Origin of the sequence: Cyclobacterium roseum (assembly GCF_010119225.1) — a bacterium.
Taxonomy (GTDB): domain Bacteria; phylum Bacteroidota; class Bacteroidia; order Cytophagales; family Cyclobacteriaceae; genus Cyclobacterium; species Cyclobacterium roseum.
Genome location: NZ_WNKF01000020.1, coordinates 47,733 through 62,921 on the forward strand (window position 1 = coordinate 47,733; position 15,189 = coordinate 62,921).

16 protein-coding genes and 1 pseudogene are annotated in these 15,189 nt (G+C 46.7%); 10 read left to right on the forward strand and 7 right to left on the reverse strand.

Annotated elements, in window-relative coordinates:
• Positions 1-5 precede the first annotated feature (5 nt).
• Positions 6-392, forward strand: a complete 387-nt coding sequence (locus GJQ68_RS20370) for a VOC family protein (protein WP_162419113.1) — start codon at positions 6-8, stop codon at positions 390-392.
• A 2-nt stretch (positions 393-394) separates the two neighbouring features.
• Here GJQ68_RS20370 and GJQ68_RS20375 read toward each other — a convergent pair whose 3' ends face one another.
• Genes GJQ68_RS20375 through GJQ68_RS20400 form a run of 6 tightly spaced genes read right to left on the reverse strand, consistent with a single transcriptional unit; the run spans position 395 to position 4,421 of the window.
• On the reverse strand, positions 395-1,279 hold the full coding sequence (locus tag GJQ68_RS20375) for a DUF5777 family beta-barrel protein (protein WP_162419114.1): 885 nt from the start codon (positions 1,277-1,279) through the stop codon (positions 395-397).
• Complete coding sequence (locus tag GJQ68_RS20380; RefSeq protein ID WP_162419115.1) at positions 1,276-1,818, reverse strand: YceI family protein; 543 nt, start codon at positions 1,816-1,818, stop codon at positions 1,276-1,278. The genes GJQ68_RS20375 and GJQ68_RS20380 overlap by 4 nt, the downstream gene beginning before the upstream one ends.
• A gap of 6 nt (positions 1,819-1,824) precedes the next feature.
• Complete coding sequence (locus tag GJQ68_RS20385; RefSeq protein WP_235941820.1) at positions 1,825-2,196, reverse strand: 2-polyprenyl-6-methoxyphenol hydroxylase; 372 nt, start codon at positions 2,194-2,196, stop codon at positions 1,825-1,827.
• On the reverse strand, positions 2,183-2,683 hold the full coding sequence (locus tag GJQ68_RS20390; protein ID WP_162419116.1) for a CHRD domain-containing protein: 501 nt from the start codon (positions 2,681-2,683) through the stop codon (positions 2,183-2,185). The genes GJQ68_RS20385 and GJQ68_RS20390 overlap by 14 nt, the downstream gene beginning before the upstream one ends.
• Positions 2,684-2,695: 12 nt before the next feature.
• Positions 2,696-3,886 carry a porin family protein gene (locus tag GJQ68_RS20395; protein WP_162419117.1) on the reverse strand — a complete coding sequence of 397 codons (1,191 nt, stop codon included), beginning with the start codon at positions 3,884-3,886 and terminating at the stop codon, positions 2,696-2,698.
• Positions 3,858-4,421 (reverse strand): RNA polymerase sigma factor, encoded by a 564-nt coding sequence (locus tag GJQ68_RS20400; protein WP_162419118.1) that lies wholly within the window; start codon positions 4,419-4,421, stop codon positions 3,858-3,860. The genes GJQ68_RS20395 and GJQ68_RS20400 overlap by 29 nt, the downstream gene beginning before the upstream one ends.
• Before the next feature lie 347 nt (positions 4,422-4,768).
• On the opposite strand from GJQ68_RS20400, the gene GJQ68_RS20405 reads away from it, so the two are divergent.
• From GJQ68_RS20405 to GJQ68_RS20430, 7 genes and pseudogenes are all read left to right on the forward strand, one after another.
• Positions 4,769-6,613, forward strand: coding sequence for a rhamnogalacturonan lyase (locus GJQ68_RS20405; RefSeq protein WP_202927985.1), 1,845 nt, complete (start codon positions 4,769-4,771; stop codon positions 6,611-6,613).
• Positions 6,614-6,682: 69 nt separating this feature from the next.
• The gene (locus tag GJQ68_RS20410; protein WP_162419119.1) at positions 6,683-6,931 is read left to right on the forward strand and encodes a hypothetical protein; all 249 of its coding nucleotides are present in this window, start codon (positions 6,683-6,685) and stop codon (positions 6,929-6,931) included.
• Positions 6,932-7,185: 254 nt separating this feature from the next.
• Positions 7,186-9,999 (forward strand): DUF1553 domain-containing protein, encoded by a 2,814-nt coding sequence (locus GJQ68_RS20415; RefSeq protein WP_162419120.1) that lies wholly within the window; start codon positions 7,186-7,188, stop codon positions 9,997-9,999.
• Positions 9,996-11,483 (forward strand): DUF1501 domain-containing protein, encoded by a 1,488-nt coding sequence (locus GJQ68_RS20420; RefSeq protein ID WP_162419121.1) that lies wholly within the window; start codon positions 9,996-9,998, stop codon positions 11,481-11,483. The genes GJQ68_RS20415 and GJQ68_RS20420 overlap by 4 nt, the downstream gene beginning before the upstream one ends.
• 5 nt (positions 11,484-11,488) lie before the next feature.
• On the forward strand, positions 11,489-12,940 hold the full coding sequence (locus GJQ68_RS20425) for a c-type cytochrome domain-containing protein (RefSeq protein WP_162419122.1): 1,452 nt from the start codon (positions 11,489-11,491) through the stop codon (positions 12,938-12,940).
• Positions 12,941-12,989: 49 nt separating this feature from the next.
• A pseudogene (locus GJQ68_RS23720) lies at positions 12,990-13,160 on the forward strand (hypothetical protein); the annotation flags it as partial.
• Between the two features lie 57 nt (positions 13,161-13,217).
• Positions 13,218-13,790, forward strand: a complete 573-nt coding sequence (locus GJQ68_RS20430; RefSeq protein WP_235941821.1) for a hypothetical protein — start codon at positions 13,218-13,220, stop codon at positions 13,788-13,790.
• 225 nt (positions 13,791-14,015) lie between these two features.
• On the opposite strand, the gene GJQ68_RS23580 is transcribed toward GJQ68_RS20430, so the two are convergent.
• Positions 14,016-14,240: a helix-turn-helix domain-containing protein gene (locus tag GJQ68_RS23580; RefSeq protein ID WP_317174464.1), complete on the reverse strand. Its 225-nt coding sequence runs from the start codon at positions 14,238-14,240 to the stop codon at positions 14,016-14,018.
• A gap of 100 nt (positions 14,241-14,340) precedes the next feature.
• On the opposite strand from GJQ68_RS23580, the gene GJQ68_RS20440 reads away from it, so the two are divergent.
• Together GJQ68_RS20440 and GJQ68_RS20445 are read left to right on the forward strand one after the other, a co-directional pair.
• Positions 14,341-14,562: an addiction module protein gene (locus tag GJQ68_RS20440; RefSeq protein WP_162419124.1), complete on the forward strand. Its 222-nt coding sequence runs from the start codon at positions 14,341-14,343 to the stop codon at positions 14,560-14,562.
• Positions 14,559-14,861, forward strand: coding sequence for a type II toxin-antitoxin system RelE/ParE family toxin (locus GJQ68_RS20445; protein ID WP_162419125.1), 303 nt, complete (start codon positions 14,559-14,561; stop codon positions 14,859-14,861). Before GJQ68_RS20440 ends, GJQ68_RS20445 begins: the two co-directional genes overlap by 4 nt.
• Positions 14,862-15,189 lie beyond the last annotated feature (328 nt).

The following is a 15,189-nucleotide window of genomic DNA, read 5'->3' on the forward strand; positions in this document are numbered from 1 at the left end:
CGAGTATGAAAATTGAACACATTGCATTAAACGTACAGCACCCACAAGCCGTTTCCGATTGGTATGAGAAAAACCTTGGCTTGACGGTGGTTAAAAAAATGGCCAACGCCCCTTTCATGACCTTTTTGGCCGATGATAGTGGCAAGGTGATGATCGAACTGTATCAAAATGCCAAGGCTCCTGTCTTGGAATATGCCAAGTTAGACCCATTGATGCTTCATCTGGCATTTGTGTCGGAAAACCCGGAGGAGGAAAAAAAGCGCCTGGTAGCAGCAGGTGCGGAACTTGTGAGTGATGACACCTTAGAGGACGGAACCCGCTTGCTAATGCTCCGAGACCCCTGGGGCCTTTCCATTCAGTTTTGTAAAAGGGCCAAACCCATGCTAAAATAAAATTAGTCAGGTTTAGTCAACTGGAAATTTCGGGTGATATTGAATCCAAAATGGATATCGCCCTTAAAAAAATCTCCCGTAGTGGACGGAAGGAATCCGGTTTCTGTCATTTGCTGGCTATTGGTCAGGTGTAGCTGAAAAACATGGCCCCCGGTCTCGATATCCACACCAAAAGAAAGGGGATTGGTGCTGCCGTTATTCTCGTTGGTAAAACGATGGTAATATTCCATGGTTACGTGAATGCTTCGGGTAACCCTATAGCTTGCGCCAGCTCCAAGAGCGAAAAGACCATTTTCTCCACTTCTTTCGCTAACGAGGTTTTGATGAACGTAGGTAGGCATCAACTGGATGGCAGCCAATTGATTCAATTTGCTCGCTAAAAGCATTTGATGGGAATAGCGTAACCTTCGTTCCAGGTTCATGGGTAACTCCGGTCTGCGTAGCGTATTGACGGATGTATTCGAGACCCAGACAATGGAGATCGGAAGGTTTGTTTTAGACTGACCCTGGCGGTGAATGCCGATTTTGACGAATCCGTCATATAGTTTGTTAAACGAATTTCTTCCTATCCCCAGCGTAAGCCAATCCTCCAATGAATAGTCCAGGCCCAACCTCATGTTTGCCTGGTCCATACCGAAAAATTGATAGGCTCCGGTATTGACTCTTCCAAACCGATGTGAAATCAGGAATTCCAGGTTTCCTTTTCTTCGGGTTTCCACTGTGTGACCATTGATTAGCCTAACTGCTTTGAACGTAGAGGTAGGGCTTTTCCAATCGGAATCGGCTTTACTTTCTGACTTCAGTTGATCCAATAGATTCTCCTGGGCTCCTGCTGGAAGGACAAAATTGGATAATAGAAAGAAAAGGAGTAGGGCTTTGCGCGTCATTTTTTTATTTCTTCAAATACAAAATTGGCAGTTACTTCTACCTCCTCTGCGATATTGTAAAAGAGAACGGATGGAATCTGAATAGCATGGTCTTCCAGCTTTACCGGGAACACTGCTTCCATTTTAATCTGGTCATCGTCGATCAGGAGCGTGCCCGAAATGTCGTAATTGACAGTGACACCATGAATCGTCAGTTTTCCTTCAGCGTGAGCATCCTGAGATCCGGTTTCGGATTGGCTGTAGCCGGTTAGTTTTCCGTCGAATGTAGCTTCAGGATACGTATCGGATTCCATGAATTTTTCGTTGAAGTGTTCCTGCATCAGCGATTTTGGAAAGCGGAAAGCTTTTATAGGGACAAGGAAAGCAAGACTTCCTGTTTGCGTGTTGAACAAGCCTGTTACCGCATTGTTTTCTGCTTTAATGTCCTCTACAGGGGCACTGCTAAAGAATACTACCTCTCCTGTTTCCGTTTTATAATCCTGCGCCCTGGCCGTGGCCAGGGTAAGCAGGCAAATGATTGTTAAAATTATATTTTTCATAGAAGGTTAATTGTCCAGAGCACCTTGATCTACCCAACAAAAGATGCTTTCCTTTTGAGATTCGCTAAGTTGTTTTCCGGATCCCTCCGGCGGCATGTAATCACTTTGGGTAAAGTTTTTGATCTGCTCTGCGTGTTGAAGAATATTTTCTTTGAGTGTTAGGTTTACGCGATTGGTTCCTGACACATGGCATCCTGAAATGGCACAGTTTTGATTGATAATCGGAATGATGTCATTTGAAAGGGATACCGATTCGACGCACCGTTCCTCCTGGTCATCAGGTTCTATATCCTCCTCATTTTCACTCGTACAGGCTAGAAAAGAACACGAAAGAATTACCAGGAAACCCGGTAAAAGGTAGTTTTTAATAGTCATCATTGGTGGTATCATTAGGGTTAGAATCATTGTTTGCCTGGCTATTACTGCCAATATCGCCACGAGCAATTAGCGTCGACATGGAGGTAGCACTTAGGTGCACGTTAACATGACCGTCGAAATTCAACAGCCCCTCATAATCAATTGGTGTACCGTCACCCATTTGGGTGACCACCGTTTCGCTAACGCCTGTTGCACCTGCGACGTCATTTAATCCAATGGCAATTCCTCCTCCATCACTGGCCGCATTGCGATGAACATGGGCAGGATGAGCATCTCCCGCTGTTGTTCCCTCCAATTCAATGCGGATCAGGGTACTCGTCTCACTTTCTTTGGTGAACGTAACGGTCCCCTGAATGGAAGGATCCGACACCGAATTTAATGTATACGCTTTCTGAATAACCCGAGGACTTTCATCCTCCTTCTCACATGCCATTGCAAATAGCGCAATAACGAATAACAGGATTATGTTTGCTTGTACCGTTTTCATAATTTCTATTGTTTAAAATTTTAAGATTTGATTTGATGGGTAATAGTTGATGCCGAAGAAAATGCCCATGCTTTTTAAGTCGAGGTTGCCCGCTCCAATACCCACCAGCGGCATCCGGATATAAGGCTCGGCTTGTATGGTGAATTTTTCGCCTATTTTCCGCTCGTAGCCCAATCCCATATTCCACACCCCGAAGACATGTTGGTTGCTATTGTTGATTTCCATTTCCTCGGTGTAGTGATTTCCACTATAGTTTTCATAGACCAGCGAATATTTCTCTTTCAACATGAAATAAGAGGACAAACCTGAGCTGATAAACCAGCGGTCTTTTGATCCGCTGATGGGATAAAATCTAAGGTTTACCGGGATTTCAATAAGCCGGCAATCTCCAATTAGCGCCTGATGAGCCGAGTCGTAACCCTCCCAGTACCCCGGTCCTTCACGATACTTTTTCTGACCATGAACAGCTCCAATGGAGAAGCTCCAGCGGTTGCTAATGAAATACTCCAGTCTGAATCCGATGCTTTTGCCGGACGAGGGAAAATGGTCAAAATGAATCGCACTGATATCTGGAGCAACCATGATCCCAAGGGCGATCTGATTCTGTAGTGTCGAAGAGGGGATCCGATCAGACTGAATCAGGGAGCTTTCCTGGATGCCTGTGTTTCGTTCTACAGGTAAAATGCGGTTAAAATCCTGGAAAAGGCTCCATTTTGAATCAGAACCCCATTTTAGATGAGGCATTCGAGATCGCTCGTTTGCCAGGTCTTCCTGCGGGAGAGCAGTCGACGGTGGGGGTTGGTTTAGGTGTATTGTAGCGGTATCCATCGCCCTTACAGGCTCGTTCACAGGAGAAGTAATGGAGGGATTTTTTCTAGCTGGGATTTGTACTTCCATTTCATCAAACGAATCTAATTTCGTTAGCATGGAGGAGGGTCCAGGATGAAAGGCGTCTTTATCTCCAAATGGAAACAGACTATCTGACGCCGTCATCCAGACAGTGAAAATAAGGCCGATTAATATAAAGGACCCAAGCAAGAACCATTTAAATCCATTGACGGGCTGGGCTGCCTGGTCTGTCGTTAATTTCTTTTCAAACCTTTCCCAATCCTGAGGATCGTAGGGAACTTCAGGCTCTGAGGATAATTTTTTAAAGAAATCATCCAGCTCTTTATCACTCATTTTTGATACCTGCTTCTTCATGATTTCTAACAGTTAACATGGCCCTCAACTTTAGTCTTGCCCGGTGGAGGTTGGATTTTGAAGTGCCTACGGAAATGCCTAGCAATTCCGAAATTTCCCGATGATCGTATCCTTCAATCGCATATAAATTAAATACCGTTCTATACTGCATCGGTAGCACTTGTATTAGTTGGATCATTTCCATGTATTTCAGATCATCGGTGGCGTTTTTGCCAAGATCTGGGATTTCCGAAACATTCTCCAGACCTATATTTTGGGAATGGTTTTGATTTTTTTTGTAGTAATTGATGGCTCCGTTTATCAATATTCTTCTAAACCAAAGTGTAAAAGGACGCTTGGGATCATACCGGTCAAAGTAATGGAATACTTTCAGGTAGCCGTCGTGAAGTATTTCCACACTTTCTTCCCTGTTTGCGGCATACCGGAGACAAATGCTCATTCCGTAGCTGTAAAACTGCTTATACAGCTCTTCCTGACTCTTTCGGTCTGCTTTGGAAATTCCGTTTATAAGCTTATTTGACAAGTATTTTTCCACATTCGCTGGGGTTGTCGGGTTGGTATTCGTCTATACACCAAGGAGAATTAAATGGTTGCGTGACGAAAAAAAGTAATTTACATAATAGTAAAGGCTACACACTACATTTCAATCCAAATAACATTTTGATGGTAGTGTGTAAAGCCGTGTTTCCTGTAATGTGTATCCGCAATAGCGGACTGGGTAAAGATTTGCCATCGTCAATTTCAACGCACTGTAAAGCAATCAGGGTGCAGGGTTCCTGGAGGGGACCTTTGGTCAGATTTCATTCCGAATTTCCATATGATTACTTTATATTGAAATTATTAACAGCATTTCGAAAAAAATCAGGACCTTAAAAGAAACAAATGAGCCCTTTACATGGATTCCGTATCACCTGCTTCCTATTTGTTGGCACACTAAGTATCTCTCTTTTTGGACAGCGGCAAATGGAGTACCTCGACCGTGGATTGGTCGCCCTCAAAGACGGAAATGGGGGTGTTTTTCTGAGCTGGCGCTTGTTGGGAGACGAATCCGTAGATACTGGGTTTGACCTGTACAGGGAATACGAAGGGAAACCTGCCAAAAAAATCAACGATGTCCCCTTAAATCAGACCACCAACTTTTACGATCCGGAAGCCGATCTAAGCCAACATCCCCGGTATTCGGTTAGTAATGCAAGTGAAGGCCCTAGCAAACCAACACCGGTTTGGGAACAGGAATTTTGGGAAGTTCCCCTGCAAACGCCGGACGGCTACCGGCCAAATGATACTTCCGTCGGCGATCTGACCGGTGATGGCCGGTATGAATTGGTGGTGCACATGACCGGCAGATCCAAAGACAATTCCCAGAATGGGGTTACCGATCCACCTATACTACAGGCCTATACCCTCGAAGGAAAGCGGTTGTGGGAGATCAATTTGGGAATAAATATTCGGGAGGGAGCTCATTACACCCAATTTATGGTATACGATCTGGATGGGGATGGAATTGCTGAAATAGCCTGTAAAACGGCTGATGGCAGTAAGGACGGATTAGGAACGGTAATAGGAAATGCTAGCAAAGATTGGAGAAATGAAGAGGGGAAAATTCTGGACGGCCCGGAATATTTGACGGTTTTCTCCGGGCAGACGGGACAGGCCTTGTCCACTGTAGCCTACATCCCAGGTAGAGGAGATTTATGCGGATGGGGAGGTGAAGGAGGAAACGGCGGCAATGATTGTAACGGAAACCGGGTGGACCGCTTTCTGGCGGGCATTGCCTATTTGGACGGTAGAAAACCCTCGTTGCTAATGGCCCGGGGGTATTACGGCAGATCAGTGGTTGCTGCCTGGGATTTTGATGGGGAAACCCTTCAATCGCGGTGGGTGTTTGATTCGGAGGGACGAGAAAATCCCTATTCTGGCCAGGGAAATCACAGTCTAAGCATCAATGATATTGATGGAGATGGGAAGGATGAAATTGTCTACGGGGCGATGACCATTGACGATGATGGTAGGGGTATTTACAGCACGGGTCTTAGGCATGGCGATGCCCTGCACGTCAGCCGTTTCCACCCGGACTACCCGGATCAACTGGTTTGGGGAATTCATGAAAACGAAACCAAGGAGACCGGATTTGGGGCAGCACTTTTCAATGCCAGAACCGGGCAGATTCTTTGGGGTGCCGCTGAGGGAACAGACGTAGGAAGGGGGCTGGCGGCCGATATTGATCCCCGGCATGAGGGTGCTGAATTTTGGTGGAACGGAGCCGAAGGATTGTACAATTTTCAGGGAGAAGAAATTGGGAAAAAACCGAATAGCATCAATTTTGTCCTTTGGTGGGATGGGGACTTACTCAGGGAGTTGCTGGATAAAAATCGCATTGATAAATGGGATTACAAGGAGGAGAAGCTTCGTAATTTACTGACGGCGACGGGATCTGAATCCAATAACGGCTCCAAGGCGACCCCTGCGCTTTCCGCTGATTTGTTTGGAGATTGGCGGGAGGAAGTGATCTTTAGAACGGAGGATAACCAGTCATTGAGAATTTATACCACTACGGAAGCTACCTCGCACCGGTTTACGACGCTGATGCACAACCCCCAATACCGTCTCAGTATCGCCTGGCAAAACGTAGGATACAACCAACCTCCTCACACGGATTTTTATTTAGGAGTGGGAATGGAGACCCCTAAACTACCTGACATGGAAATCGTAAAGAAAAGGGAATAAATTTTTTACGTTTTTCAGGACACTTTTTCTGAACCGTACGTATAGAGTAAAAAGCCAAACGATTTAACGATGAAAAGTAAATGGTTGTTTTTGCCTGATGTTTTTCTGGTTTTGTTGGTATGCCTGACTTGTGAGCGGCATGAGATACCGCATTCGGGGGAGAGGAGCCATTCTCACCTTGCGAATGAGCCTGTTCAACACTCCTGGGAAAACCGCAGGATCTTACAAGAAGATGAAAAACAAAAACACTTGAGAGAATTTATTCAGGCTGCCAATAGTTCCACCGGCAGTTTGATGAGGCAATACATTAAAGAGTAAGTTGGTGATTTTTTAATTATTCTTTTTGGAAAAGGTAGGTGCTCATGCGCTTACCTTTTTTTATTTGCTCCGCATTCAACATAAAATGGTGTTTGGGTGACCGGCAAGCCGCTTTGCTGTGTCAGGAAGACTAGAGCTGATTCGGTTGTTGTGCCGAAAATAGCATAAAATGGACCGTCGGTAAGGGTAAGGTTTGAATTCAGACGATTTTTAATTACTTTGTTTCGGATATTGACGCTGTTGGCAATACTTGTATGCGCACCCAAAAAAAGTACATTACCTATACCTTCTCCGTGCTATTTCTGCTAGGCCTTTTGGTTTGGATATTGCGCGTGGTCCCCTTTGAAAACAAGCACCGAATCGTTCCAGCCATTGTGTTGGGAGAACGGGTTGATTACAACCGTGACATCCGCCCCATAGTCAACAATAAATGCATCGCCTGCCACGGAGGCGTAAAAAAATCAGGGGGATTCAGCCTGCTTTTCGAAGAGGAAGCCCTGGCGGTCAACGAATCCGGAGAGCGAGCCATCGTACCCGGAAATGTCTGGAAAAGTGAACTTATCAACCGAATCAACCATGCGGATCCGGAATACCGGATGCCTTTGGAGGAAGAACCGCTTTCCGAAGCGGAAATTGAGTTAATGACCAGATGGATCAATCAGGGTGCGGTCTGGGATGACCATTGGGCCTACAAACCACCACTGTCACAGGAAGTACCGGACAGGGATAACTCCTGGATATTCAACGATATCGATCGATTTGTCATGCAGACGCTGGAGGAGAAGGAATTACAACCCAACCCCTTATCGGACCGGTATTCGCTGATTCGAAGGCTTAGCTTTGATACCCGGGGTTTGCCTCCCGATTTGGATGAGGTTCAGGCTTATTTGGCCGACAGTTCTGAAAATGCCTATGAAAAATGGGTGGATCAATTCTTGGATTCCCCTGCCTACGGAGAAAGATGGGCGGCCATGTGGATGGATTTGGCCAGGTATGCAGACTCCAAGGGATACGAGGCAGATCGGCCCCGAAAGATCTGGAAATACCGGGATTGGCTGATCCAGGCATTTAACGATAACATGCCTTACGACCAGTTTGTCACCGAACAGCTTGCAGGAGACTTATTACCCAATCCTACCGACGAAAACTACATTGCTACCGCCTTTCACCGGAATACCATGAACAACGACGAAGGGGGCACCGATAATGAGGAATTCCGTGTGGCGGCGGTGCTGGACAGGGTAAATACAACCTGGACGGTATTGCAGGGAACAACGATGGAATGCGTGCAGTGTCACAGCCATCCTTATGATCCGATTCGACACGAAGATTACTACCGTAGCCTGGCATTTTTTAATCAGACTGCGGATGCCGATATTCCCAGTGAGGCTCCGGTCCTGATCGATTTTAAGTCGGAAGAAGACCAGGAAAAGTTAAAAAGAATTCAAACCTGGGTCAGTGAAGAAGGAAGTCAACAACAGGAACAGCATCCGGATTACTTTACCCGGCTGATCCGTTTGGGAGAAGCGAAGATCCATCCCCATTATTTTGAACAAATGGACAAGGGCATTCCCGTGAAAGGTACGGCCACCTTTAAAGTGGAGCCTGATATTTATTCGAGGACCCGGAATTTACCCTTTGTTGGCGAGGACCGGATCCTGTTTAAGGTTAGAGCCCAAAAAGGGAAAGGGAAAATTAGCTTTCGGCTGGACAGCCTGAAAGGAAGGGAAATTGGATCCTGGAATGTGCAGCCTAAAACCAAAACTCGGTTTAACGAAGAAACAAAAGAGGATGAAACGTATTCGGTGATGGAGGTGGTATCCATCCCGGTAAAACCAACGCAGGGAACGCATGATTTATACCTGGCCTATGAAGGAGTGGATGGAGAGGAACTCACCTGTACCTTCGAATGGGTCATGCTGCACCATGCACTTCCGGGGGAGGAACAGGCCGGATACGAGGAAGTAGCACAAGCCTTTCAGGAACTTTATAATTCGGAAGCAGAAAAAGAAACCACCCCTGTGATGGTTTCCCTTCCGAACCGGTACCAGCGTGAAAGCCGGATATTTGAAAAAGGAAGCTGGATGGTACCAGGTGAGCTAGTTTCTCCGGGCCTGCCTGCCATTTGGAATCCCTTTGAAGGAAACTATGATCCGGACCGCCTTGGGTTTAGCCAGTGGCTTTTTAGCCCGGAAAATCCGCTAACGGCACGGGTAATGGTCAATAGACTCTGGGAACAATTGTTCGGTAGGGGTTTGGTCTCTTCGATGGAGGATTTTGGTTCGCAAGGATATGCCCCTACCCATCCTGAATTATTGGATTGGCTGGCTTTGCGGTTTTCCCAAGACCTGGACTGGGATATCAAAAAACTACTCAAGGAAATACTAATGTCTGCCACCTACCGTCAATCCTCCCATTTTAAAGATCCAAAGGAAGACCCGGATCCCTTAAACGAGTGGCTGGCGAGAGGGCCCCGACTTAGGTTGACCGCCGAGCAGATTAGGGATCAGGCACTGGCCGTATCCGGACTGTTGAGCGAAAAAATGGGGGGACCCAGCGTGATGCCCGAACAGCCCGACGGCATCTGGCAGGTGGTATATAGTGGCGACGAGTGGCTCACCAGCAAAGGGGAAGACAAGCACCGAAGGGCCCTGTATACCTTTTGGAGGCGAACCAGTCCTTACCCTTCCATTATTGCCTTTGATGCGCCAAGCCGGGAATTTTGCCTGCCCAAACGCATTGATACCAATACACCGCTTCAGGCCCTGGTAACCTTAAATGATCCGGTTTACCTGGAGGCTGCCATCGCATTAGGGCGAAAAGTGCTAGAGAATTACTCTGAGGACGAGGAGCGACTTGCCTTGTTGTATAGTCTGGCCATGAGGAGAGGGATCGACCCCGATAAATTGGGAGATTTGCGTAGGTTGCTTCGCCAAACCGAAACCTATTTTGAAACCCAGCCCGATGCCATTTGCCAGTTGGTAGGAGAGGAGAATAAAGCATTGGCAGTATACACCGTGATGGCAAATGCCGTTATGAATCTGGACGAATTTCTAATGAAGTCATGAGTAAGCGAATCAGTTTAGCCGACGAACAACGATACCGATACCTGCAAAGTAAAACCCGCAGGCACTTTCTGAAACAATGCACCACCGGATTAGGGGCATTGGCCCTTGGTGGTATGGTGGGTTGTCAAAAGTCCGGAGAGGAGCAAGCCCTGGAATCACAGGTGGATAGCCTGCTCCGGCAAGTACCCCACTTTGCTCCAAAGGCAAAACGCATCATTTACCTGCACATGGCAGGAGCACCTTCGCAGTTGGAATTGTTTGATTACAAACCGGAACTGGCAAAACTGGATGGAAAGGACTGTCCTCAATCGCTTTTAGAGGGGAAAAAGTTTGCCTTTATTCAGGGCGTACCCAAAATGCTCGGGCCTCAGGCTGTTTTCAGGCCCAGAGGAGAATCCGGAATGATGGTGTCCGATAATTTACCCCATTTTTCAACGATTGTGGATGATGTGGCCCTGATCAAAACCATGCATACAGATGAGTTTAACCACGCGCCTGCACAATTGCTATTGCAGACGGGCTCACCAAGATTGGGTCGGCCGAGTATGGGAAGCTGGGTAACCTATGGGCTGGGGTCTGAAAACGAGGATTTACCGGGTTTTATGGTGTTGGTATCCGGAGGGAATACACCCGACGCGGGTAAATCCGTCTGGGGCAGTGGCTTTTTGCCTTCCGTGTATCAGGGAGTCCAATGCCGGTCCGAAGGTGACCCGGTCCTTTATGTTTCCAATCCTTCCGGCATGGACGGGTCCTTGCGGAAGCAGACGATTGATGCCATTAACCGGATCAATGAGAAAGAACACCAGGAATTTGGCGATCCGGAGACGCTGACCCGTATCTCCCAATACGAAATGGCCTACCGCATGCAAACTTCGGTACCTGATGTGATGGATATAAAGGATGAGCCGGATTATATACACGAGATGTATGGTACGGAGCCGGGCAAGACCTCTTTTGCCAACAACTGCCTGCTGGCCAGAAGGCTGGTAGAAAAAGGCGTTCGCTTTGTGCAGTTATTTGATTGGGGCTGGGACATGCACGGGGTAGCGGAACGCGAATCCCTGGACGAGGGACTACCCATCAAGTGCAAGCCCGTAGACCAGGCCATGACAGCATTGGTAAAGGATTTAAAGCAGCGGGGCTTGCTGGACGAGACGCTGGTGGTATGGGGAGGTGAATTTGGCCGTACCCCCATGCAGGAAAACCGGGGAGGCATGGAATGGCCCTTCAAAGGAAGGGATCACCACACAGAAGCTTTTCCGATTTGGATGGCCGGTGGAGGCGTAAAAGGAGGGTCGACCTATGGTGAAACCGATGAAATAGGCTATTATGGCATAAAAGATAAAGTGCATGTCCATGATTTACAGGCAAGTATTTTGCATTTGATGGGCATGGATCACGAAAAATTTACCTATTTTGCCCAAGGAAGGGATTTTAGGTTGACCGACGTGTCAGGAAAAGTAATACATAAATTATTCGCATAAATTACATGGAGCTATCATCAGACATCATCATCTTCTTCGGAAGGTTTCACCCCTTGTTTTTACACCTTCCCATTGGCTTTTTAGCCCTGGGATTCCTTATGGAATTTCTTTCCCGCCGGGAAAAGTTTGCCTACCTGAAGCCGGCGATAGGCTTTGTGCTGGGGTTGGGAGCACTTTCCGCTCTGGTGACAGCCATACTGGGCTTGATGCTGGCGCAGGCAGGAGACTATGGAGAAGATTTGTTATTTGTCCATCAGTGGTCTGGAATCCTGTTGGTACTCTTTGCTTTCGGAACCTGGTGGCTGTACGGCCAAAAGGAGAAGAAGGCAACGCTGAAATTTAACCGGGCTTACCTGGGCTCCTTCTCCCTGATGATGGTATTCTTAGCCGTGGCCGGCCATTATGGCGGATCCCTGACCCACGGCGCAAATTACCTCACCCAATACCTGCCTGATGGAATAAAACAGCTCGCCGGTATGCCGATTGAACAAAAAGGACCCCAATTAATAGAAAATCTGGATGAGGCCGTGGTGTATACCGAAATCATCCATCCCATCATGGAAATTCGCTGCAATTCCTGTCATAACGCCAGCAAAAAGAAGGGTGATTTGCAAATGCATACGAGAGAAGCCCTGCTGAAAGGAGGGGAAAATGGTCCCATCTTTCAGGCAGGAAATGCGGCCGAAAGCGAAATGATCAAACGGATTCACCTGGACCAAAATCACGATGACCACATGCCGCCGAAAGGCAAGTCTCAGTTATCGGACGAACAAGTACTGCTACTGGAATGGTGGATCAACGAAGGAGCTCCCTTCGATAAAAAAGTGCCCGAACTCGAAGCGAATCAGGAGGTACAATCTGTATTACTAACCCTTACCGATCCCAATGCGAATAAGTCCGAAGTGGAGATCCTGCTTGCGGAAGGCACCACCCCACCGGATCCGGAAAAGCTAAAGGCCTATTCCGAGCAGGGAATGGCGGTAAAGTCCCTTTCCAATGATTCCAACTGGCTGCAGGTGACCTTGTCTGCAAAGGATTCCGTCAATGTAGTATTGCAGCGGTTGGCGACCGACTTCCCCGAGCAAATTACCTGGCTGGATGTCAAAGACACGCCGTTGACGGATGAGGGGCTGGTCGCAGTGGGGAAAATGAAAAACCTCACCCGCCTACGAGTGGAAAAAACAAGTATTACGGATGCCGGCTTGGCTCATTTAGCGGATCTGGAATACCTGGAATCCCTAAACCTTTATGGAACCGAGGTCAGTGATGCCGGCCTGGAGCATCTGGCAGGGCTTCCCAATCTGCGGCGTCTTTACGCCTGGGAGACCCAAATCAGTCCGGAAGGGGCCGCAGCGTTTAATGAAGAGGTAAGTCAGGTTGAAATCAATTTGGGGTATGAAGTCAATGTAATCGATTCCCTTAATGTGGAGGTGAAGCCGGTGGCAAATTTAGAGTAAAACGCAGCGGTACGACCGGGGAGAATGGTGAAAGTATCGTTATCTTTACAACGGCAACGAGATCATAAGGGACCTTAATCTGGAAATATACGACTTCAAATCAAGGTTTTATGATCCTTCGATAGGCAGGATCACCAGTATCGATGTGTTGGCCGACCATCCAAGACAAATAGGATTGTCTCTTTACCAGTTCAGTTGGAATAACCCGATCAGGTATAATGATCCAGATGGGAAATGTCCCAGCTGCTGGCCTACGTTTTATGATGCATATCAAGGTGTGAAAGCAAAATATTCGGGAATTCTAAGCCAATCCAATGCACCAGCTCAAAGGTTAATATCGGGGGCTTCAGGAAATACACCTTCCAATATTGGGATGAATCAAGAGATGCGAACCTCAATTAAGATAGCAGGAATATCTTCGGATTTAAATGCTGTGACTGACGTAGGTAAAATTCTCGGAAGGGAAGCTACAATGGACGTTGACAACACTTTGGACAAGGGTGGTGGATTGATTTCAGATGCTGGCGTGGCATTGGCAATTCCGGCAGAGGGGATGTCTTTGGCACTAGTTCCATTTGGAGAGGTGACATCAGCAGCTGGCAAAGTAATGAAGGGATTGGTTTATTATAGTGAAGGGGATAATAGAAATGCTTCTATTGAAGAAGGGAATATTGTTTGTGGGGTGGCTACCAACAGTTTAACCAAGGCAGCTGTAAGAGAGTCAAAAAGGGTTGGAAATATTACTAATTCTCAAGAAGAAACAATAACTGAAACTGTATTGGGTGGGTTAGGAAGTCTATATAATAAAGTTGTTGGTTATTTTACTCATGGAGATGAAAAGGATAAATGACCCGTTTGGTAAGGCAGCAAAAGGACAATTAATAGTTCTTTTAATTGGTTTGATAATAGCATTGATAATTTATATCATCAAGAATTGGAATTAGGTAGGCATAAGTTTTAATAATTATTAAAAAGCCCGGCACTGCCGGGCTTTTGTGTTTTATGCGCTGAGCGAGTTCTGAACCTGGCACTTGAACAGGAATGCGTCCATCAGGGCGAAGATGTGTTTTCTGTCCTAAGGATGTAGTTTTTCGATGTCCTGCAGTCTTTTGACGGTTTTTTTGTCGAAGGAGCTGTTGACCCCCTCGCCGACCAGATAGTCCAGTGACACGCCGAAGGCATCCGCTATTTTTTTTGCCGCCTCGATGGACGGGACGGCATCCCCACGCTCATACATTCCGATAATCTCCCGGGATGCGGTGATTCGCTGCGCTAGTAAAAAGCAGCTGCCGTCACTCAGGTATCAGGACGACGGTGTGGAAATGCCATCTTTTCGTACAGCAGAAACTTAACTGAGCAAAAAAACCATTAACTTTAAAGAACGGATAAAACTGATCAAAATGGATATCCAAACAATCAAAGTCGACCTTATCCACTGGCTCACGGAGCTACAGGACCCGAAAATACTGGAACAGCTTCAGGCTCTCAAACACCTTCAGGAGGGAGGGTTAAGCAATGCCCACAAGGCGTTGTTGGATGAGCGTATAGCTTCCTATGAAAAGGATCCCGGCAGAGCGTTGGACTGGGATGAAGTAATGAAAGAGCTTGAAAAGGATTTATGACCTACAGTATAAAGCTGCTCCCGGAGGCCCGTTTCGACATTAAGGAAATAATGGAATGGTACAATGAAGAAAAGCCTGGATTAGGTAAGGGGTTTTATCTGGCATTGAAATCAAGGCTTGATTATATCCAGAGGTATCCACTTCACTGTCAGGTTAGCTATAGGGATGTGAGAAGCATTTTATTGGACAGATTCCCCTATCAGGTACATTACAGAATAGAGGAAACAGACGGATTGATTGTTGTTTTTGCGATCACACATACCAGCAGGGATCCCCGGGTCTGGAAAAGCAAGACCTGAACCCATACGGATTGGTATGAAAACCTCAAGATCCAACTGCATTCATTTGTGATAGCCACTTAGAAAAGAAAATTTAGCAATACAGTTTAAAGGTTAGCGGTGTTCGTCATTCTCATTCGGCAAAAAGCCACACCTGCCAGTAAGACCTCCATCATCCTTTATTCAGCAGCACAAATCACCATGCTTTTTGCCCATACCCGCCGGATCGGGCGCTCTCTTTTTTCCGTTTCCTCTTATAAGAAATATTTTTTAAAGGGACTCCGTACACACCTTCTTTTTTTTCAACTGAAAACTTTTCAACTGAAAGAAAAAACTATCTTTATGGTTG